A 20,129-nucleotide genomic window follows, 5' to 3' on the forward strand; every position below is an offset into this window, starting at 1 on the left:
ACCCCCACCCCGATCGGCTTTGCCGATCGACCCTCCCCACAAGGGGGAGGGCGAAGGAGGAACCTGATGAACGTCCTTGAACGCTATCACGCCATGGAATACGGCCCGGCGCCGGAGGCTCGCAACGAGGCCGATGCATGGCTGGCCGGGCGCGATTTCTCCAAGGCGCTGTTCATCGACGGCGCCTGGAAAGCGGCCGGAGGCGGCAAGACTTTCGACACCAGCGAGCCGTCTTCCGGCAAGCTGTTGGCCAAGGTGTCCGATGCCAATGCCGCCGACATCGACGCGGCGGTTGCGGCCGCCGCAAAGGCGCTGCCGAAATGGAGCGCCAGTTCCGGATACCAGCGCGCGAAAGTGCTCTACGCCATCGGCCGCGCCATGCAGCGCCACCAGCGGCTGTTCGCGGTGCTTGAGACGATCGACAACGGCAAGCCGATCCGCGAAAGCCGCGACATCGACGTGCCGCTGGCGATCCGCCATTTCATTCACCACGCCGGCTGGGCGCAGGCGCTGGACAGGGATTTTCCCGGCCAAAAGGGTGTCGGCGTCGTCGGCCAGATCATCCCGTGGAATTTTCCGCTGCTGATGCTGGCCTGGAAGATCGCGCCGGCGCTTGCGGCGGGCTGTACCGTGGTGCTGAAGCCGGCCGAGTTCACGCCGCTGACGTCAATCCTGTTCGCCGAGATCTGCGAACGCGCCGGCGTGCCGAAAGGCGTCGTCAACATCGTGCAGGGCGGACCGGATGCGGGCGCGGCGATCGTCAATCATCCCGGCATCCAGAAGATCGCCTTCACCGGCTCTTCCGAAGTCGGCAAGATCATCCGCAAGGCCACCGCCGGCTCCGGCAAGAAACTGTCGCTGGAACTTGGCGGCAAGTCGGCCTTCATCGTCTTCGAGGACGCCGATCTCGACAGCGCTGTCGAGGGCCTGGTCGACGGCATCTGGTTCAACCAGGGCCAGGTCTGCTGCGCCGGTTCGCGGCTTTTGGTGCAGGAAGGTATCGCCGATGCCTTGATCGCCAAGGTCAAGGCACGGATGAGCCGGCTGCGTGTCGGCAGCCCGCTCGACAAGAACACCGATATCGGCCCGCTGGTCGACCTGACCCAGCTCGACCGGGTCAAGGGACTGATCGCCGAAGGTGCCCGGCAGGGCGCCGTCTGCTGGCAGCCGGATGCAACGCTGCCGTCTTCCGGCTACTATCACCTGCCGACGCTCGCTACCGGTGTTTCGCCGGCTAATGTTCTGGCGCAGAAAGAGGTGTTCGGGCCGGTGCTCGCCACCATGACCTTCCGCAACACCGAGGAAGCGATCGAACTCGCCAACAACACGCGCTATGGCCTCGCAGCCTCGGTGTGGAGCGAGAACGTCAACCTGGCGCTCCATGTCGCGCCGCAACTGAAGGCTGGCGTGGTCTGGGTCAACGGCACCAACATGTTCGATGCCGCCTGCGGCTTCGGCGGCTATCGCGAGAGCGGTTTCGGCCGCGAGGGCGGGCGCGAGGGCATGTTCGAATATCTGGCGGCGAAACTGCCGCTCGGCCCGGTCATCAAGCAGGCGACATCGTCGGTGCAGCCCGTGGAACAGGCGGACGGCGTCGCTATCGACCGCACCGCGAAGCTGTTCATCGGCGGCAAGCAGGTGCGGCCGGACGGCAATTACTCGCTTGCCGTCGGCACCGCCAAGGGCAAGCTCGCCGGCGAAGTCGGGCTCGGCAGCCGCAAGGATATCCGTGATGCGGTTTCGGCTGCCCGCGCCTGCAAAAGCTGGCCGGAGGCGACCGCTTATAACAGGTCGCAGGTGCTTTATTACCTGGCCGAGAACCTTTCCGGCCGCGCGGAAGAATTTGCCGCCCGGCTCACCGAACTGACCGGAGCCAACGCCAAGGCCGCACGGGACGAGGTGGAGCTCTCGATCGAACGGCTGTTCCTCTATGCCGGCCTCGCCGACAAGTTCGAGGGGCGCGTGCACCAGCCGCCGGCGCGTGCCGTGACGCTGGCGCTGCACGAGCCGGTCGGCGTCGTCGGCATTGTCGCGCCGGACAATCAGCCCCTGCTCGGCTTCATCTCGCTGGTCGCGCCGGCGCTGGCCATGGGCGACACGGTGGTCGCCGTGCCGTCGGAACGGTATCCGTTGCTGGCCACCGATCTCTATCAGGTCATCGAATATTCCGATGTGCCGGCCGGCGCGATCAACATCGTCACCGGACGCACCGCGGAGCTTGCCGGCGTGCTGGCCAGGCATGACGACGTCGACGGGCTCTGGCTGTTCGCCGACGCGGATACCTGCGCCAAGGCGGAAGCCGAGTCCATCGGCAACCTCAAGCGCGTCTGGAGCGGCAACGGCCGCAGCCTCGACTGGGCCTCGGAAGAAGCCGCCGGTGACGTTTTTCTGCGCCGTGCCATCGAGGTGAAGAATGTCTGGGTGCCTTACGGCGACTAGAGCATGATGCCGAAAAGTGTGAAGCGGTTTTCGGACGACATCATGCTCTATCCCTTTGATTTAGAGACGGATTCAGCTTTCAGGTCGACTCGACCTGAAATCATCCGGCTCTAGGGCATGTCACACAGGGATCGCGATCGGGCTTGACGCCTGGCCATATGTTCTTTAACGAGAAAAAACATCTTTATCAGTGAACTGGCACAGGCCGCACAATCGCGCCTGACTGGCACATGACGCTTTCGCCGGCCGCCGATAAAGGCAATTGACCCAAGCAGGCGAGGAAAAAGCATGGCGGATCTGACAGGCAAGGTCGTTGTCATCACGGCAGCGGCGCAAGGCATTGGCAAGGCGAGCGCGCTGGCCTTCGCCAAGGCTGGGGCCACCGTCCATGCCACCGACATCAACGAGACGCTGCTGGCGGAACTCGCCAACACATCAGGGATCAAGACCCGCAAGGTCGACGTGCTCAACGACGAGGCGGTCAATGCCGCCTTTGCAGAGATCGGCGCCGTCGACGTGCTGTTCAATTGCGCCGGTTTCGTCCATTCGGGCTCGATCCTGGAGATGAAGGACGCCGATCTCGATTTCGCTTTCAATCTCAACGTGCGCGCCATGATCCGAACCATCCGGGCGGTGCTGCCCGGCATGCTGGAGCGTGGCGACGGGTCGATCATCAACATGGCTTCGCTGGCCAGTTCGACCAAGGGCGTTCCGAACCGCTTCGCCTATGGCGTCACCAAGGCCGCCGTCATCGGGCTGACCAAGGCGGTCGCGGCCGACTATGTCGGCAAGGGCATACGCTGCAACGCCATCTGCCCAGGCACGGTCGAAAGCCCGTCGCTGCAGGACCGCATGCACGCTCAGGGCGATTATGACGCCGCCCGCGCCGCCTTCATCGCCCGCCAGCCGATGGGCCGGCTCGGCACGCCGGAGGAGATCGCAGATCTCGCCGTCTACCTTGCCGGCGCCACCTACACGTCCGGGCAGGCCTATAATATCGACGGCGGCTGGTCGATCTGAGCGCTGCCTTGAGACAACCGGACATCGGGTCGCCGGCCGCCAATACAGGCTGTTCGCGCTTGTCGTGAAGCAGGCTGATGGCTAGGGTCCGCCCGGTTCCAGAGACGGCCGCCCCGGCGGAGAGTTTGTAGAACGGCCACGAGGCCGCAATCAGGAGAAGATGCATGAAACTGCTGCGCTATGGCGAGGTGGGAAGCGAACGGCCCGGCCTGCTCGATGCGGATGGAACGATCCGCGATCTCTCCGCCCATGTTGCCGATATTGCCGGCACGACACTTCATCCGGCCTCGCTGGACATGCTTTCGAAGCTCGATGCGAAGTCGCTGCCGGCGGTTTCCGGCAAGCCGCGCCTCGGCGCCTGCGTCGCCGGCACCGGCAAGTTCATTTGCATCGGCCTCAACTATTCCGACCATGCCGCCGAGACCGGGGCCACCGTGCCGCCGGAACCGATCATCTTCATGAAGGCAAGCTCGGCCATCGTCGGCCCGGACGACGACGTGCTGATCCCGCGCGGCTCCGAGAAGACCGACTGGGAAGTCGAGCTCGGCGTGGTTATCGGCAAAACCGCCAAATATGTCAGCGAAGCCGACGCGCTCGACCATGTCGCCGGCTATTGCGTCTCCCATGACGTGTCCGAACGCGCCTTCCAGGCCGAGCGCCAGGGCCAGTGGACCAAGGGCAAGAGCTGCGACACGTTCGGCCCAACCGGACCGTGGCTGGTGACCAAGGACGAAGTTTCAGACCCGCAGAACCTGAAGATGTGGCTGACGGTCAACGGCAAGACGATGCAGAACGGCTCGACCAAGACCATGGTCTATGGCGTTGCCTATCTCGTTTCCTACCTCAGCCAGTTCATGTCGCTGCACCCCGGCGACATTATTTCGACCGGCACCCCGCCCGGCGTCGGCCTCGGCATGAAGCCGCCGGTGTTCTTGAAGGCCGGCGATGTCGTGGAGCTGGGGATCGAGGGATTGGGGCAGCAGAAGCAGACGTTCAAGGCTGACGTGTAAGCCTGATAGGTTAGCGCCGCCCCTCACCCTAACCCTCTCCCCGTGACGAACGGGGAGAGAGAGAGCGCCAGCGTTGCGGCCATTCCTTCTCCCCGTCACTATACGGGGAGAAGGTGCCGGCAGGCGGATGAGGGGCAGCGCCGGCCCCTCTCCAGCTATTACTTTATCGTCTTCCCATCAGCGCCAAACCTATAGGTCTTGGCCGCATCGGGCGTCGCGTAAAGCGTGGCGCCGGGCTCCGCGTCGTACACGCCGAAAATCCGCACGGTGATCAGGCCGGCCTTCTCGCAATCCAGATAGAGATTGGTGTCGGCACCGAGATGTTCGGCGTGGACGACCGTGCCCTTCCAGGCGCCGGATTTCGGATCGACGGTCAGGTGCTCCGGCCGCACGCCGATGGTCCTGGCTGTCTCGCCGAGCCGGGCGCCGTCGACGAAATTCATCTTCGGCGAGCCGATGAAGCCGGCGACGAACTCGTTTGCCGGCGAATTGTAGAGCTCCATCGGGCCGCCGATCTGCTCGATTTTTCCGGCATTGAGCACCACGATCTTGTCGGCCAGCGTCATCGCCTCGACCTGGTCGTGGGTGACGTAGATCATCGTCGCCTTCAGCCGGCGATGCAGCTGCGCGATCTCCAGCCGCGTGTTGACGCGCAGCGCCGCGTCGAGGTTCGACAGCGGCTCGTCGAACAGGAACAGTTTCGGCTCGCGCACCACGGCGCGGCCGATGGCGACGCGCTGGCGCTGGCCGCCGGAAAGTTCCGCAGGTCGTCTTTCGAGATAGGGCTCGAGCGACAGCATGGACGAGGCGATGCCGATGCGGCGGTCGATTTCCGCCGCCGGCGTGTTCGCCTGCTTCAGCCCGAGGCCCATATTGTTCTTCACCGTCAGATGCGGATAGAGCGCATAGGTCTGGAACACCATGGCAATGCCGCGTTTCGCCGGCGGGGTGACCGAGACATCCTCGCCATCGATCAGCACCCGGCCCGAGGTCGAATCCTCCAGACCGGCGATGACCCGGAGCAATGTCGACTTGCCGCAGCCCGAAGGGCCGACAAAGACGACGAACTCGCCATCCGTCACTTCGAGGTCGATGCCCTTCAGCACCTCGACCGGCCCAAAGGCCTTTTTCACGTTCTCGATTTTCAGCGAGCCCACGGCAGTCCTCCAAATTGATGGGTGGGCGCCAAGCGGCCCCTGTACGGCGCGGACGACGGCAGCCTGATCACAGTCGCACCGCCTTTCCGCCGCGCACGCTCTCGTCGGCGGCAAGGCAGACGGCGAGCGACCGCACCGCGTCGTCCATATGTCTGGTGAGATCAATATCCTCGCGGATCGCCTTGAGGACAAATGCCTGTTCGAGATCGCAGAGATCCTGATGGCCGGGTTCGCCTTCCATCGACAACATCTCGTCCGTCTTTAGGAACTTGCCGTCCGTGCCGGTCGCGGCGCTGTGCAGGCGGATGGTCGAGGTCCTGGTGTGGGTGTCGATGTCGTCGGACTTCACGCCCTCCTTCATGACGATCGACACGCAGCCCTTGGGCGAAATCACGTCCTTCACGAAGAAGGCGGTTTCCGAAATCATCGGGCCCCAGCCGGCCTCGTACCAGCCGACCGAACCGTCATCGAACAGCACCTGCAGATGGCCATAATTGTACATGGAGGGCGCGACTTCCTCGGTCAGCCGCACGCCCATCCCGCGCACCTCGACCGGCTTGGCATCGGTGATCTGCAGCATGACGTCGAGATAATGCACGCCGCAATCGACGATCGGCGATGTCGTCTGCATCAGCTGCTTGTGCGTCTCCCAGGTATGGCCCGAGGATTGCTGGTTGAGGTTCATGCGGAACACGTAGGGACCGCCGAGCTTGCGCGCTTCGGCGATCAACCGGATCCAGGACGGGTGGTGGCGCAGGATATAGCCGATCACCAGCTTTCGGCCGTTGGCCTTGGCTGCCGCGACGACACGCCTGGCGTCGGCCACCGTCGTTGCCAGCGGCTTTTCGACGAAGACATGGCAGCCGGCCTCGAACGCTTTCACCGCATAATCGGCATGGCTGTCGGAATAGGTGGCGACGCAGGCGACGTCGGGCTTTTCGTCGCGCAGGGCGTCATCGAACGAACGCCTGATGCCATAGCCGGACAGCCCCCCAGGCAAAGGCACGTCGGAGCGGTTGACCAGCGCGGCGACCTGAAAACCTGGGTTGGTGTGATAGGCCAGCGCATGGCTGCGGCCCATATTGCCTAGGCCGGCGACGACAACGCGAAGGGGTCTTTCTGAACTCACTTGACGGCTCCGGAAGTAATGCCGCGGATCAGTTGCCGCGAGAAGATGACGTAGAGGATCAGCACCGGCAGGATCGCCAGCGACAGTGCTGCCAGAATGGCGTTCCAGTTGGTGACGAACTGGCCGAGGAAAAGCTGGGCGCCGAGCGTCACCGTCTTGGTCTCTTCCGACGGCGCCAGGATCAGCGGGAACCACAGATCGTTCCAGATCGGGATCATGGTGAAGACGGCGACGGTTGCCATCGACGGCCGCACCAGCGGCACGACCAGGCGGAAGAAGATGGTGTATTCCGACAGGCCGTCGATGCGGCCGGCGTTCTTCAGATCGTCGGACACCTGCTTCATGAATTCGGACAGGATGAAGACGGCGAGCGGCAGGCCTTGCGCGGTGTAGACCAGGATCAGCGCCGTCAGCGTGTTGACCAGCCCGCTCGCCACCATCAACTGCAGAATGGCGACGGTGGCGAGCCGGATCGGGATCATAATGCCGAGCGCCAAATACAGCCCCATCATCGTGTTGCCGCGAAAGCGATATTCCGACAGCGCGAACGCAGCCATGGCGCCGAACAGAAGCACGAAGAACAGCGAGCCGACGGTGACGACGAGACTGTTCTGGAAATAGTGGATGAAGTCGCCCTGGCCGATCACCGTGGTGTAGCCGATCAGATCGAAAGTCTTTGGCGTCGGCGGCGTCAGCGGCGCGCCGAAGATGCCGGCACGGGACTTGAACGAATTCATGATGACCAGGATCACCGGAAACAGTGCGATCGCCGTGTAGGTCAACAGGATCGCGTGGGCGCCGATGGTGCGGGGCATTGAACGGGTGGCGATGCTCATTGGAAACCCTTCCTGCGCAGAGAGGTTGGCGCCAAGACACCCCCCTCTGTCCTACCGGACATCTCCCCCGCAAGGGGGGAGATTGGCAGCGTCGGCCTTGCCGTCCACCTTGCAACGATGGCGACTGGCGAAAGCAGTAGCGACATCTGATCTCCCCCCTTGCGGGGGAGATGGCCGGCAGGCCAGAGGGGGGTGCTCAAGCTCGACATCTCTCGCCTCTCAGAACTGGTAGCGACGCAGGCGCGTCTGGATAAGGAAGAGGTATACGCAGACACCGCCCAGGATGATCAGGAACATGATCGTGGCGATGGTCGCGCCCATGTTGGGATCGCCGACCTGCAGCTGGAAGCCGAAGAAGGCGCGGTAGAGGAAGGTGCCGAGAATATCGGTCGAATAGTTCGGCCCGGCGAGCGCGCCTTGCGCGGTGTAGATCAGGTCGAAGGCGTTGAAATTGCCGACGAAGGTGAGGATCGAGATGATGCCGATCGACGGCAGGATCAGCGGCAGCTTGATCTTCCAGAACTGCGACAGGCCGGTGATGCCATCGCATTCGGCCGCCTCGATCACCTCTTCGGGGATCGACAGCAGCGCGGCATAGATCAGCATCATCGGAATGCCGATGAACTGCCACACCGAGATCAGGCTGAGCGCGGTCAGCGCGTACTGCTCCTTGCCGAGCCAGGGCGTGAACAGGCTTTTCAGGCCGACGAAGTCGAGCAGATGCGGCGCCACGCCCCATAGCGGCGACAGGATCAGCTTCCAGGCAAAGCCGACGATGACGAAGGACAGGATGGTCGGCACGAAGATCGCGGTGCGGTAGAAGGCGGCGAACCGCAGCCTGGGGCTGGAGAGAATTGCCGCCAACAGCACGCCGACCGGGTTCTGCACCAGCATGTGGATGATGAAGAACCAGACATTGTTGCGCAACGCATTCCAGAAATTGACCGACCAGTTGGGATCGCCGAACAGGGTGCGGAAATTGTCCAGGCCGACGAAGATCTGGGACTGGTCGACATTGCGGAACAGCGAGAGCTGCAGCGTGCCGGCGAGCGGCAGGATCATGATCGCCGTATAGACGAGCACCGCCGGCGCCAGGAAGACGGCGATATGCCAGCGGAATGGTCTTTTGGGTCGTGTTTGTGCGGCCATGAGTTCGGTCCCCGCCGTCTCTCGGTTCCAGACGATGTGATGCTAGATGATGCCTCGATGCATGGCCCAACCTTGCCCGGTGCGGCAAGACAAAGGCCTGCGACTGATCAGCCAGCCTTCCCCAACAACAGCAAGGGTAAGGCCGTGAGGCAGAGCCGACAATCGCAATATGAAGACAGAGTAATCCGGAACCGGCCGGGCATGCGCCCAGCCGGCTCCGCTGCCTGAGCTCTTACTTGGCCGGCTTATACCAGCTGTCGAGACCGGTCTGCAGCTTCTTGGCCGCGGCTTCGGGCGTATCGGTGCCGTTGATGACGTTGGCCGATTCAACCCAGGTCTCGTTTTCGAGGTTCGGCGTACCGCGCGACAGGATCTGGTAGGTCGAGCGGATCGTCGACTTGCACTTGCCGCGCCAGGAGACGAATTCCTGCGCCAGCGGGTCTTCCATCTTCACCGGCGAGGAGTTCAGGCTGAAGAAGCCCGGCAGCGCGTTGGCGTAGATGGTGGCGAAGTCAGGCGAGGCCACCCAGGACAGGAAGGTCTTGGCCGCGTCCGCGTGCTTGGAGGCTGCGTTCAGGCCCATGCCGATATCGGTATGGTCGGAGATGTAGCAGGTGTCGCCGGCCTTCTCGACCGGCGGTGGGAAGGCGCCCATCTTGAACTGGGCCTGGGTGTTGAACAGGCCGATTTCCCACGAGCCGGCCGGGTAGATGGCGGCGCGGCCGAGCGTGAACAGGTTCTGGCTGTCCGGATAGGTCTGGGCCTCGAAGCCGTCGCCCAGGTAAGGCTTCCACTTGGCCAGTTCCTCATACGGCGCGACCCAGTCCTTGTCGGTCAGCTTCTGATCGCCCTTGATCAGCGCCTTGCGGCCGTCCTCGCCCTTCCAGTAGTTGGGGCCGATGTTCTGGTAGCCCATGGTCGCGGCTTCCCAGAGGTCCTTGGTGCCCATCGCCATCGGGATATAGGTGCCGTCGGCCTTGATCTTGTCGAGCGCGGCGAAGAATTCGTCTCGGGTCTGAGGCACCTTGATGCCAAGCTTGTCGAAGGCGTCCTTGTTGTAGATGAAGCCATGGATGACGGATGCCATCGGCACGCAGAAGCTCGCCTTGCCGTCATCGGTCTGCCAGGCGGACTTTGCGACCGGCGAGAAGTTTTCCATGCCGGGCAGCGCCGACAGGTCGGCAAGGTTGCCCTTCTTGAACAGTTCGAGCGACTTGTCGAACGGGCGGCAGGTGATCAGGTCGCCCGCCGAACCGGCGGCGAGCTTGGCGCCGAGGGCGGCGTCATATTCGGTCGGGGCCGATGGGGCGAACACCACCTTGATGCCGGGGTTCTTGGCTTCGAACGCTGGGATCAGCTTGTCCTTCCAGATGGCAAGGTCGTCGCCGCGCCAGCTTTCGATGTTGAGCGTTACGTCCTCGGCGTGAGCCAATCCGGCCGAGCCGAGAATGCTGGTGCCCAGAAGCAGTGCCGTCAGTAGTTTCGTTGTCATGCTCAGTCTCCCTGTTGACCTTTTTCAGGTTCGGTTTTGATGAGAACCTAGGCTTTGGTGCCCTTGTTCCCCTCGCAAGCCCGTTTCACCCCGATGGGAATCGGGAATGAAACTGGCCTATTTCTTTGTTCGAGCATGATCTTTTCCGAAAAGCGGTTTTCACTTCTCGGGATCATGCCCCAGCACGGAAAGGGCTGGCCGCAGCTTCTGGCCTGTCCGTTCCAGTATCTTGCGCGCCGCATCGGCGCTGTCGGCGCCGGCGGCGAGCAGAATGGCTGTCTTGACCGCGCCGCCGCTCTTTTCGAGCAGGCTGGCGGCCTCTTCCTGGCTGCGGCCGCTGACGGCGGCGACGATGCGCGCCGCCCGGTCGCGCAGCTTCATGTTATCGGCCATGAGGTTGACCATGTAACCGTCATGGACATGGCCAAGATGAACGGCGGTCAGCGTCGACAGCATGTTGAGCGCGATCTTCTGCGCCGTTCCGGCGCCCATGCGGGTCGAGCCGGCGATCACTTCCGGCGGTGTCTCGAGCAGGATGGCGGTGTCGGCCTGCTGGAGCAGAGCCGAACCCCTGTTGTTGGCGATGCCGATGGTGGCGGCTCCCCGGCGCCGCGCCTCCTCGATGGCGCCCACCGCATAGGGCGTCGTGCCGCTGGCGGAGAGGGCGATCAGGCAATCGCCCACGCCGACACCCGCATTGGCAACCGCCGTCGTGGCCTCCTCGGCGTCGTCCTCGGGCCCGCCGGCCAGTGTCCTCAAGGCGTCGTTGCCGCCGGCGATCAGGATGGCGACGCGGTCGCGCTGGATGCCGAACGTGCCCGGCAATTCCAGCGCATCGGCCAGCGCCATCAGGCCGGAGCTGCCGGCCGCGGCATAGGCAAGCTTGCCGCCGCCGCTCAGGCGGCCGGCAATGATCTCGGCTGCCCTGGCGATGGAGGGAATGGCGTTGCGGACCGCTTTGGCGGCCTCGACCTGCGCATCGGCCAGCGAAGCAAGGATGACTTCGGGAGCCTGGATATCCAGCCCCTCGGCATTCCCATGCAGCGCTTCGGTGCGCGTTTCGGCCATCCCAGTTCCTCCGATCCACAAAACAATACCAAAAAAATACCACTTGTCCACATGCATTAACGAATTCGCAGTCAGGAAATCGCTAAGCCGACGAATTGCGGAAGCTTTTCAATAAAATACGGCTTAATCTTTTTGAAACGGAAATTAACTCTTGGCTATTGGTATTTTATTGGTATTATCCTGCCGGAGGAGAAATCGCGTGAAATTCGTGCTCGGTATCGATGGCGGCGGCACCAGCTGCAGGGCCGCACTGGCAACGGCGGACGGCGCTGTTGTCGGCCGCGCCAAAAGCGGCGCCGCCAACATCCGCACCGATCTCACCGGCGCCCGCTCGAACATCGTCGATGCGGCGCGGCAGGCTTTCATCGCCGCCGGGCAAGATCCGGACCTGATCCCGCAAACACCCGCCATCCTCGGCCTTGCCGGCGCCAATGTCGGCACTTACCGGCAGCAGCTCGAGGCGATCCTGCCGTTCAGCACCAGCCGCGTGGAGACCGATGCGGAGATCGCGCTCGAAGGCGCGGTCGGTTCCGGTGACGGCGCGATGGCGATCCTGGGCACCGGCACCGCCTATATGGCGCGCAGGGATGGCAAATCGCGCGCCATCGGCGGCTGGGGATTCCAGGTCGGCGACCAGGGCAGCGGCGCCCGCATCGGCCGCGACCTGCTGGAGCAGACCCTGCTCGCGCATGATGGCGTGCGCCAGGCCTCGCCGCTGACCGACAGCATGATGGCCGTTTTCCGCAACAATCCCGAGGACGTCGTCGAGTTCACCACCAACGCCAAGCCCGGCGATTTTGGCGGCTTCGCGCCGAAAGTGTTCGAGCACGCGCAAAAAGGCGACATTGTCGCCAACTGGATCCTCGACAAGGCGGTCGCCGATGTCGAGGCCTCGCTTGGCGCGCTCGACCTCGCCGCCGGAGCACCGCTCTGCCTGCTCGGCGGGCTGGCGCCGCTCTATGCGCCGCGCCTGTCGGCGCGCTACCGCGCCCTGCTGAAGGAACCGCTCGACGATGCGCTAGGCGGTGCCGTGCAGATGGCGGCACGCCTTTTCGCTGGGCGCGCGGAGGCTGCGCGATGAGCGATGCCGCCGACCAGATCTTCGCCACGCTCAAACAATCCTCGCAAAGCGGCGCGCCGCTTTACCTGCAGCTCAGGAAAAGCATCGAGGACGCCGTCAATCGCGGCCTGATCGGCCCGGGCGACGCGCTGCCTTCCGAGCGCGACATCGCCACCAAGGCCGACATTTCGCGCGTCACCGTGCGCAAGGCGGTGCAAGATCTGGTCAAGGGTGGCATATTGGTGCAGCGCCATGGCTCGGGCACCTTCGTGGCGCCGCGCATGGAGCGCGTCGAGCAGTCGCTGTCGCGGCTGACCTCCTTCACCGAAGACATGGCGCGGCGCGGCATGGCGGTGCGCTCGGCCTGGCTCGACCGTGGCCTTTACGCGCCCTCGCCCGACGAGATGATGGTGCTTGGCCTGTCGTCGAGCGAACTGGTGGCGCGCGTGGCGCGCCTGCGCATCGCCAACGACACGCCGCTGGCGATCGAACGCGCTTCGCTGTCGGCCAGCGTGCTGCCGGACCCGGCTGGAATTGGCTCCTCGCTCTACGCGGCGCTGGAATTGACCGGCAACAGGCCGGTGCGCGCGGTGCAGCGCATCTCCGCCGCCAATCTCGGCGAGGGCGATGCGCGCCTGCTCGAAGTGCCGCCGGGCATTGCCGGCCTGCATATCGAGCGTATTTCCTACCTGGCGAGCGGCAAGGTGATCGAGTTCACCCGCTCCATCTACCGGGGCGACGCCTATGATTTCGTCGCCGAACTGCGGCTGACAGGGCCGAGCGAAGAGGGCCGATCATGATCGCCAACACCACGCATATGCAGCGCGAGATCGAGGAGATCCCGCAAGCCGTCGCCCGCCTGCTCGACGGCTCCGGTGCCGTGCTGGCCGAAGCAGGGCGCGGTATCAAGGAGCGCGACCCGCATTTCGTCGTCACCGTGGCGCGAGGCTCGTCCGATCATGCCGCCACCTTCATGAAATATGCCGTCGAATTGACCGCGGGCCTTGCCGTCGCCTCGGTCGGACCGTCGATCGCCTCGATCTATGGCCGCAAGCTCCGGCTTGACGGCTCGGCCTGCCTGGCGATCTCGCAGTCGGGCAAGAGCCCCGACATTGTCGCGATGGCCGAAACCGCACGAGCCGGCGGCGCGCTGACCATTGCCGTCACCAACACCGCCGATTCGCCGCTCGCGCGCGCCTCGGACTATGCGATAGACATACTCGCCGGGCCGGAGCGCAGCGTCGCGGCAACCAAGACCTTCATCAATTCCGCCGTTGCCGGTCTTGCCCTGATGGCGCATTCGACCGGCGACGACGCGCTTCTCGCGGCCCTGGCCCGCCTGCCCGAGCATTTCGGCAAGGCGATCGCCTGCGACTGGATGAGCGTGCTGGCCGAGACGATCGAGAAGCAGAAGTCGCTGTTCATTCTCGGCCGCGGTCCGTCGGCGGCGATGGCAAACGAGGCGGCGCTGAAGTTCAAGGAGACCTGCGGCATTCATGCCGAGGCTTATAGCGCGGCCGAAGTCATGCATGGCCCGCTGGCGCTGATCGGCCCCGACTTTCCGGTGCTGGCGCTGGCCGCTCGCGACGCGTCCGAGCCCTCGGTCGCCGACGCCGCCGACAGCCTGGCGGCCAAGGGCGCGCCGGTTTTCGTCACCTCGGCGCTCGCCAACCGCGCCACGCGCCTGCCGCATGTCGCCACCGGTCACCCGCTGACCGATCCGCTGACGCTGATCGTCTCCTTCTACATGTTCGTCGAGGCCTTTGCCCGCCATCGCGGCCTCGATCCGGACGCGCCGCGCAACCTTCGCAAGGTGACGGAGACCGTATGAGCGACCGTTTTGCCCTGACCGGCGCCCGCATCTTCGACGGCGACGACTGGCACGAAGGCGCGGCCCTTGTCGTGCGCGACGGCCTCGTCGAAGCCATGCTGCCGCAAGGCGCGCTGCCCGGGGATATCCGTGCCGTCGACACCGGCGGCGGCATGCTGGTGCCGGGCTTCGTCGACATCCAGGTCAATGGCGGCGGCGGTGTGATGCTCAACGATCATCCCGATGTCGCCTCGATCGAGACCATCTGCCGTGCGCACGCGCCGTTCGGCACGACGGCGCTGCTGCCGACGCTGATCACCGACACGCCCGCAATCACGGCCGCCGCGATTGCCGCCGGCGAAGCGGCAGCGCTGCAAAAAGTGCCGGGTTTCCTCGGCCTGCACCTGGAAGGTCCGCATCTGTCGATTGCCCGCAAGGGTGCGCATGATCCGGCGCTGATCCGGCCGATGACGGACGCCGACCAGGCCATGCTGATCGCGGCGCGCCAGAAGCTGCCGGTGCTGCTCACCACGATCGCGCCGGAATCCGTCGATCCTGCCCGCGTCAAGGCCTTGGCCAAGGCCGGGATCATCGTCAGCCTCGGCCATTCCGACACTGGCCATGCCACGGCTAAAGCCTTTGCCGAGGCCGGCGCCAGCGTCGTCACGCACCTGTTCAACGCGATGAGCCAGATCGGCAACCGCGAGCCCGGGCTGGCGGGCGCCGCGATCGACATCGGCGCCTTGTCGGCGGGGCTGATCGCCGACGGCATCCATGTCCACCCCGCCACGATCAGGATCGCGCTCGACGCCAAACAGGGACCGGGCAGGATCGTGCTGGTCACCGACGCGATGGCGACGATCGGCACCGAGATGAGTTCGTTCACGCTCAACGGCCGCACCATCTACCGCAGGGATGGCAGCCTCAGGCTTGCCGACGGGACCCTGGCCGGTGCCGACCTCGACATGATCTCGGCCATCCGGTTCATGCACCGCACTGTCGGGCTCGAGCTTTCCGAAGTCTTGCGCATGGCCTCGCTCTACCCGGCCCAGGCGATCGGCCAGTCGCACCGGCTTGGCCGCTTCGCCAATGGCACGGCGGCCGACATCGTTGCGCTGTCGGACAATCTTGACATAGGAAGCGTCTGGATCGGCGGCGACAAGGTGTTCGAGGCTGCCGCTCCGCGCTGAGAGCGAGGCCATGCAGACAATCGATTGTGTCGTCGCCGGAGCAGGCGTCGTCGGGCTTGCCGTCGCCAGGGCACTTGCCTTGTCGAGCCGCGAGGTGGTGGTGATCGAAAAGGCCGACGCGATCGGCACCGTCACCAGCTCGCGCAATTCCGAAGTCATCCATGCCGGGCTCTATTATGCGCCCGGCAGCCTGAAGGCCCGGCTGTGCGTCGAAGGGCGCCGGCAGCTCTATGCATACTGCGCCGAACACACTGTCGGCCATCGCCGCGCCGGCAAGCTGATCGTCGCCAGCGAACCCGGCCAGACGGACGGGCTGCGGGCGATCGAGGCCAATGCGAAACGCTGCGGGGTCGACGATCTCGCGCTTTTGACACGCGCCGAGGCCGAAAGCCTGGAGCCGGCGCTGAGATGCGCCGGCGCGCTGCTGTCGCCATCGACGGGCATTGTCGACAGCCACGCGCTGATGCTTTCGCTGCGCGGTGACGCTGAAGCCGCAGGCGCGTCCTTCGCTTTCCTCACCGGCGTTGCCGGGGCGGCGATCGAAGCCGATGGGATTCGGATCGACACGCGCGACGCCAATGGCGAGACCTTTGCCGTGGAGGCCGGCGCTTTCGTCAATGCAGCCGGCCTGGATGCGCAGGCCGTGGCCAGTCGGATCGAGGGTTTCCCAAGGGATCTCATCCCCCGGCAGTGGCTGGCGCGTGGCAATTATTTCGCGCTTCCCGGGCGGTCGCCGTTTTCGCGGCTGATCTATCCGGTTCCGGTCGAAGGGGGCCTCGGCGTCCACCTGACGCTCGACCTCGCCGGCAATGCGCGCTTTGGCCCCGATGTCGAATGGATCGACAGCGTGGATTACACCGTCGACCCCGGCCGAAGCGCCGTCTTCTACGAGGCGATCCGCCGCTATTGGCCCGATCTCGCGGATGGCGCCCTGCAGCCGGCCTATGCCGGCATCCGGCCGAAGCTCTCGGGCCCCGGACAGCCAGCGGCGGACTTCGTGATTCAGGGACCGGCCGATCACGGCGTGGGCCGGATCGTCAATCTGTTCGGCATCGAGAGCCCCGGCCTGACGGCGAGCCTGGCCATCGCCGACCATGTCGCCGAACTGTTGTACCCGACCTGAGCCAGCGTTCGCGCGCGCCGGAGCGCGACATCTGCTTAGCCGGCTTTATTTGATACGTAGAGATCCTTGTAGCTGTCGCGCAAAAGGCTCTTCTGCACCTTGCCCATCGTGTTGCGCGGCAGGTCGTCGACGAAGATCACCCGTTTGGGATGCTTGTACTTTGCCATGCGGCCGGTGATGGCGTCGAGAATCTCGGCCGCGCTGATCCGCGACGCGGGCGAGCGTACGACGACCGCGGTGACGCCTTCGCCGAAGTCCGGATGGGCAAGGCCGATGACGGCGCTTTCCAGGACGCCGTCGAGCGCGTCGATCTCGCTTTCGAGCTCCTTCGGATAGACGTTGTAGCCGCCTGAGATGATCAGGTCCTTGCCGCGACCGACAATGTGGACGTAGCCGTCGGCGTCGATCATGCCGAGGTCGCCGGTGATGAAGAAGCCGTCGGCGCGGAATTCCGCCTTGGTCTTTTCCGGCATGCGCCAGTAGCCGCCGAACACGTTCGGACCCTTGACCTCGATCATGCCGACCTCGCCCTGGGCGAGCGGCTTGCCGGAATCGGGATCGGCGATGCGCAGCGACACGCCGGGCAAGGGAAGGCCGACCGTGCCGGCGCGCCGCTCGCCCTCATAGGGATTGGAGGTGTTCATGTTGGTCTCGGTCATGCCATAGCGCTCGAGGATGGCGTGGCCGGTGCGCTCACGCCAGGCCTTGTGCGTTTCGGCCAGCAGCGGCGCCGAACCAGACACGAACAGCCGGATGTTTTTCGCCGCCTCGCGATCCAGCCCGTCCTGCTGCAGCAGCCTGGTGTAGAAGGTCGGCACGCCCATCAGCGCGGTGGCGCGCGGCAGCAGCGAGACGATGCGGCCCGCGTCGAATTTCTGCTCGAACAGCATCGAGGCGCCGGCCATCAGGGTGACGTTGGTGGCGACGAACAGGCCGTGCGTGTGGAAAACCGGCAGTGCGTGGATCAGCACGTCATCCCTGGTGAAACGCCATTGCTCGACCAGCACCCGTGCGTTCGAGGCGAGATTCTCGTGGCTGAGCATGGCGCCTTTCGAACGGCCGGTCGTTCCCGACGTGTAGAGGATCGCCGCAAGGTCGTCCGCGCCGCGCTCCACATCGTGGAACTCGGAAGACTGACGCGATGCCTGGTCCGCGAGGGATCCCTGGCCACCGCGGTCGAGCGTGACCACGACGGCACCGGACGGCTCGACCATCCCACGGATGTCCGCCGACCGTGCCGGATCGCAGACGATCACCCGAGGTGCGGCATCCCCAAAGAAATAGCCGAGCTCGGCCAGCGTATAGGCGGTGTTGAGCGGCAGGAAGACGGCGCCGGCGCGCACGCAGGCGAGATAGAGCAAAACCATCTCCGGGCTCTTCTCGACCTGCACGGCAACCCGGTCGCCGGGCGCGACATCCATTTGCAGGAGCGCATGCGCAAGCTGCGCCGACCGTGCCAGCATGTCGCCATAGGTGAGCGAGCGTCCATCATCGGTTTCCATCAACAGACGCCCAGGCGCCGGCATCCGGGACCGGAACGCATCGAACAGATGATTGCTCATGAAATCTTCCCAGGTGGCGCCGGCCGCGATCTTGGGCGGCACGCGACGAAGAGTTCGCGTTTCCCAGCCCTGCCGTCAAGGCCGCAGCCGGCTGCCCGGCGTCCACCGAAAAGATTCGAGGGATGGGACGGCAGAGAGCGCCGACCAAACAGCCGTCAACGCTGGGCGCGCTTACCCGGACCGGCGGGTGCCTCGCCTTGCCTGAAGCGTTCCATGCACATGGCGGCGGTCAGCTGGTAGTGATCGATCAGGGCCTGGACGGCACCATCCGCATTGCCGTCCAGCGCATTTTCAGCAATCAGCCGGTGTTCGGCGAAATCGTCGCGCTGGATGCTCTCCCCGTCATTGGCCATTTGCCTGTAGCGGTAGGCGTGATCGGAAAGCTGGTCGCAGAAACCAACCAGCCAGTGCGACCGGCACGCCGAGATCAGCACCCGATGGAAAGTGCGATGCACTTTCTCCCACTCCGGATTGAGCGACGAGCTACTTTGCGGTGAAAGCCGTGAGGCCCGCCCCAGGCGATGCAGCGCCAGCACCAATTGTTCTTCCCATTCGGCGGTGCGGTGGGCAATGGATTCGCGCAGCGCCCGCTCCTCGAGCCAGCAGCGCGTGCGCGTCAGTTCCTCGAGTTCCGTCGCGCTGACCGGCATGATGAAAAAGCCACGCTGGTCATGGCGGCCAAGGAGACCTTCGGAGGCAAGGCGATTGAGGGCTTCACGAACCGGAGAGGCACCGGCGCCATACTTGGAAACGACCCACTCGACGCGCAGCTTGCTTTCGGTTTCAAGAGCGCCGCTGAGAAGATCATCACGCAATTGGTGATAGACCGTGCTGGCAAGCGTGCTCTTGGCTCCTGTGCCGTCGTCGTTCAGATTGGCAGCTCCGTATGTCAAAAGCGACTCCTTGTCCCCTTACTGTCGTCTTGGGCAATTCGAGTCCGAGATTCTCTCTCCGTACGCGTACCATATAGCGTGACGCTTCCGGCACTCAAGCAGAAGATCGCGCTATTGTACTTTAGGACAATGGAATATACCCAATCCGCGGGGCCGATCGCGAGAATTCGAATATTTCTACAACCAGCAGAAGTTTAACGTGTTTTGTATGCACGCAGGATCATCTGTTTCTTGTGCTCCCATGCGAGCATCTTTTCTGTCGCGCGCAAAGACAGCGGACGACTGCCCGAATCAGATCGTCGCGCAACCTGATTCGGATGTACAACGACGCCGATCCGTAGCAATTGGTGTCGGAATGACCGCGCTGTGTCAGCCGGCGGCCTTGTCGGCCGCCGCCCTGATCGCTTCGATATTGACGCGGTAGGCCTCGACACTGCCACCCCTGAAGATGGCAGCACCGGCCACCAGCACGTCGGCGCCGGCAGCGGTGACCAAGGGGGCGGTTTCCGGCGAGACGCCTCCGTCGATCTCGATGCGGATCGGCCGGTCACCGATCAGCGCCTTGATCCTTCTCACCTTGTCGACCATCGCCGGGATGAAAGCCTGCCCGCCGAAACCCGGATTGACGGTCATGATCAGGATCAGGTCGAGCCGGTCGAGCACATATTCGATCGCCGTTTCCGGCGTCGCCGGATTGAGCGAGACGCCCGCCTTCTTGCCGAGGTTCCTGATTGTCTGCAGCGAGCGGTCGAGATGCGGCCCGGCCTCGGCATGCACCGTCATGCCGTCGCAGCCGGCTTCGGCAAAGGCGGCGAGGTAGGGATCGGCTGGCGCGATCATCAGGTGGCAGTCGAAAAAGGCCTTGGTGCGATTGCGGATCGCCTTGATGACAGGCGGGCCGAAGGTGATGTTTGGCACGAAATGCCCATCCATCACGTCGAGATGGATCCAGTCAGCACCGGCCGCCGCCACCGCCTCGACCTCGTCACCGAGCTTCGAGAAATCCGATGCCAGCACCGACGGTGCGATCAAGGTTTTTTTGCTCATCTCGCGGCCTTTCCGGGCGCCCTTTTGATACGATCGCTGCGTACCGACTGCCTAAAGCGCTCCCGCGGACTTGTCGAGGGCGCCAGTACAGCGGTTCCACAGGCAGGGGTAACGTCGCGGCGTTCCCTATCCTGTCGCCGCCAA

Annotated in this window: 17 protein-coding genes; 8 read left to right on the plus strand and 9 right to left on the minus strand. The window is 64.4% G+C overall.

Going from position 1 to position 20,129, the window contains the following annotated elements:
* The first annotated feature begins 66 nt into the window (after positions 1 to 66).
* The 3 genes from FJ543_RS16630 to FJ543_RS16640 all read left to right on the plus strand — a co-directional run bounded on the left by FJ543_RS16630 (position 67) and on the right by FJ543_RS16640 (position 4,469).
* Positions 67 to 2,439: an aldehyde dehydrogenase family protein gene (locus tag FJ543_RS16630; protein WP_140875982.1), complete on the plus strand. Its 2,373-nt coding sequence runs from the start codon at positions 67 to 69 to the stop codon at positions 2,437 to 2,439.
* A 288-nt stretch (positions 2,440 to 2,727) separates the two neighbouring features.
* Positions 2,728 to 3,459, plus strand: coding sequence for an SDR family oxidoreductase (locus FJ543_RS16635; protein WP_140875984.1), 732 nt, complete (start codon positions 2,728 to 2,730; stop codon positions 3,457 to 3,459).
* A gap of 164 nt (positions 3,460 to 3,623) precedes the next feature.
* The gene (locus FJ543_RS16640) at positions 3,624 to 4,469 is read left to right on the plus strand and encodes a fumarylacetoacetate hydrolase family protein (protein ID WP_023772088.1); all 846 of its coding nucleotides are present in this window, start codon (positions 3,624 to 3,626) and stop codon (positions 4,467 to 4,469) included.
* Positions 4,470 to 4,627: 158 nt separating this feature from the next.
* Here the strand turns inward: FJ543_RS16640 and FJ543_RS16645 are convergent, their stop codons facing one another.
* From FJ543_RS16645 to FJ543_RS16675, 6 genes are all read right to left on the minus strand, one after another.
* The gene (locus FJ543_RS16645; RefSeq protein ID WP_015314648.1) at positions 4,628 to 5,626 is read right to left on the minus strand and encodes an ABC transporter ATP-binding protein; all 999 of its coding nucleotides are present in this window, start codon (positions 5,624 to 5,626) and stop codon (positions 4,628 to 4,630) included.
* Between the two features lie 67 nt (positions 5,627 to 5,693).
* On the minus strand, positions 5,694 to 6,755 hold the full coding sequence (locus tag FJ543_RS16650) for a Gfo/Idh/MocA family oxidoreductase (protein WP_140875986.1): 1,062 nt from the start codon (positions 6,753 to 6,755) through the stop codon (positions 5,694 to 5,696).
* The gene (locus FJ543_RS16655) at positions 6,752 to 7,591 is read right to left on the minus strand and encodes a carbohydrate ABC transporter permease (protein WP_140875988.1); all 840 of its coding nucleotides are present in this window, start codon (positions 7,589 to 7,591) and stop codon (positions 6,752 to 6,754) included. Before FJ543_RS16655 ends, FJ543_RS16650 begins: the two co-directional genes overlap by 4 nt.
* 219 nt (positions 7,592 to 7,810) lie before the next feature.
* Positions 7,811 to 8,740, minus strand: coding sequence for a sugar ABC transporter permease (locus FJ543_RS16665; protein ID WP_015314651.1), 930 nt, complete (start codon positions 8,738 to 8,740; stop codon positions 7,811 to 7,813).
* 232 nt (positions 8,741 to 8,972) lie between these two features.
* Complete coding sequence (locus FJ543_RS16670) at positions 8,973 to 10,232, minus strand: ABC transporter substrate-binding protein (protein ID WP_015314652.1); 1,260 nt, start codon at positions 10,230 to 10,232, stop codon at positions 8,973 to 8,975.
* A gap of 159 nt (positions 10,233 to 10,391) precedes the next feature.
* Positions 10,392 to 11,300 (minus strand): N-acetylmuramic acid 6-phosphate etherase, encoded by a 909-nt coding sequence (locus FJ543_RS16675; RefSeq protein WP_140875990.1) that lies wholly within the window; start codon positions 11,298 to 11,300, stop codon positions 10,392 to 10,394.
* A 199-nt stretch (positions 11,301 to 11,499) separates the two neighbouring features.
* On the opposite strand from FJ543_RS16675, the gene FJ543_RS16680 reads away from it, so the two are divergent.
* Genes FJ543_RS16680 through FJ543_RS16700 form a run of 5 tightly spaced genes read left to right on the plus strand, consistent with a single transcriptional unit; the run spans position 11,500 to position 16,483 of the window.
* A complete protein-coding gene (locus tag FJ543_RS16680) occupies positions 11,500 to 12,381 on the plus strand; it encodes an N-acetylglucosamine kinase (protein ID WP_140711933.1) in 882 nt (293 codons plus the stop codon).
* Positions 12,378 to 13,160 carry a GntR family transcriptional regulator gene (locus FJ543_RS16685; RefSeq protein ID WP_140619779.1) on the plus strand — a complete coding sequence of 261 codons (783 nt, stop codon included), beginning with the start codon at positions 12,378 to 12,380 and terminating at the stop codon, positions 13,158 to 13,160. Before FJ543_RS16680 ends, FJ543_RS16685 begins: the two co-directional genes overlap by 4 nt.
* The gene (locus FJ543_RS16690; RefSeq protein ID WP_140711935.1) at positions 13,157 to 14,191 is read left to right on the plus strand and encodes an SIS domain-containing protein; all 1,035 of its coding nucleotides are present in this window, start codon (positions 13,157 to 13,159) and stop codon (positions 14,189 to 14,191) included. The genes FJ543_RS16685 and FJ543_RS16690 overlap by 4 nt, the downstream gene beginning before the upstream one ends.
* Complete coding sequence (nagA, locus tag FJ543_RS16695; protein WP_015314657.1) at positions 14,188 to 15,360, plus strand: N-acetylglucosamine-6-phosphate deacetylase; 1,173 nt, start codon at positions 14,188 to 14,190, stop codon at positions 15,358 to 15,360. The genes FJ543_RS16690 and nagA overlap by 4 nt, the downstream gene beginning before the upstream one ends.
* A gap of 10 nt (positions 15,361 to 15,370) precedes the next feature.
* Positions 15,371 to 16,483, plus strand: a complete 1,113-nt coding sequence (locus FJ543_RS16700) for an NAD(P)/FAD-dependent oxidoreductase (protein WP_140875992.1) — start codon at positions 15,371 to 15,373, stop codon at positions 16,481 to 16,483.
* Between the two features lie 35 nt (positions 16,484 to 16,518).
* On the opposite strand, the gene FJ543_RS16705 is transcribed toward FJ543_RS16700, so the two are convergent.
* The 3 genes from FJ543_RS16705 to rpe all read right to left on the minus strand — a co-directional run bounded on the left by FJ543_RS16705 (position 16,519) and on the right by rpe (position 19,985).
* Positions 16,519 to 18,045, minus strand: a complete 1,527-nt coding sequence (locus tag FJ543_RS16705) for a malonyl-CoA synthase (protein ID WP_140875994.1) — start codon at positions 18,043 to 18,045, stop codon at positions 16,519 to 16,521.
* 155 nt (positions 18,046 to 18,200) lie between these two features.
* On the minus strand, positions 18,201 to 18,938 hold the full coding sequence (locus FJ543_RS16710; protein WP_015314660.1) for a GntR family transcriptional regulator: 738 nt from the start codon (positions 18,936 to 18,938) through the stop codon (positions 18,201 to 18,203).
* Positions 18,939 to 19,307: 369 nt separating this feature from the next.
* A complete protein-coding gene (rpe, locus tag FJ543_RS16715; RefSeq protein ID WP_140875996.1) occupies positions 19,308 to 19,985 on the minus strand; it encodes a ribulose-phosphate 3-epimerase in 678 nt (225 codons plus the stop codon).
* Positions 19,986 to 20,129: the final 144 nt, after the last annotated feature.

It is taken from the genome of Mesorhizobium sp. B2-5-7, assembly GCF_006440875.1.
GTDB classification, from domain to species: Bacteria; Pseudomonadota; Alphaproteobacteria; order Rhizobiales; family Rhizobiaceae; genus Mesorhizobium; species Mesorhizobium australicum.

What these genes read in the sequence shown, in the direction of transcription:
- FJ543_RS16630 (WP_140875982.1), top strand. Translation starts at nt 67, where the DNA reads ATGAACGTCCTTGAACGCTATCACGCCATGGAATACGGCCCGGCGCCG.
- FJ543_RS16635 (WP_140875984.1), top strand. Translation starts at nt 2,728, where the DNA reads ATGGCGGATCTGACAGGCAAGGTCGTTGTCATCACGGCAGCGGCGCAA.
- FJ543_RS16640 (WP_023772088.1), top strand. Translation starts at nt 3,624, where the DNA reads ATGAAACTGCTGCGCTATGGCGAGGTGGGAAGCGAACGGCCCGGCCTG.
- FJ543_RS16655 (WP_140875988.1), bottom strand. Translation starts at nt 7,591, where the DNA reads ATGAGCATCGCCACCCGTTCAATGCCCCGCACCATCGGCGCCCACGCG.
- FJ543_RS16665 (WP_015314651.1), bottom strand. Translation starts at nt 8,740, where the DNA reads ATGGCCGCACAAACACGACCCAAAAGACCATTCCGCTGGCATATCGCC.
- FJ543_RS16670 (WP_015314652.1), bottom strand. Translation starts at nt 10,232, where the DNA reads ATGACAACGAAACTACTGACGGCACTGCTTCTGGGCACCAGCATTCTC.
- FJ543_RS16675 (WP_140875990.1), bottom strand. Translation starts at nt 11,300, where the DNA reads ATGGCCGAAACGCGCACCGAAGCGCTGCATGGGAATGCCGAGGGGCTG.
- FJ543_RS16685 (WP_140619779.1), top strand. Translation starts at nt 12,378, where the DNA reads ATGAGCGATGCCGCCGACCAGATCTTCGCCACGCTCAAACAATCCTCG.
- FJ543_RS16690 (WP_140711935.1), top strand. Translation starts at nt 13,157, where the DNA reads ATGATCGCCAACACCACGCATATGCAGCGCGAGATCGAGGAGATCCCG.
- nagA (WP_015314657.1), top strand. Translation starts at nt 14,188, where the DNA reads ATGAGCGACCGTTTTGCCCTGACCGGCGCCCGCATCTTCGACGGCGAC.
- FJ543_RS16700 (WP_140875992.1), top strand. Translation starts at nt 15,371, where the DNA reads ATGCAGACAATCGATTGTGTCGTCGCCGGAGCAGGCGTCGTCGGGCTT.
- FJ543_RS16705 (WP_140875994.1), bottom strand. Translation starts at nt 18,045, where the DNA reads ATGAGCAATCATCTGTTCGATGCGTTCCGGTCCCGGATGCCGGCGCCT.
- rpe (WP_140875996.1), bottom strand. Translation starts at nt 19,985, where the DNA reads ATGAGCAAAAAAACCTTGATCGCACCGTCGGTGCTGGCATCGGATTTC.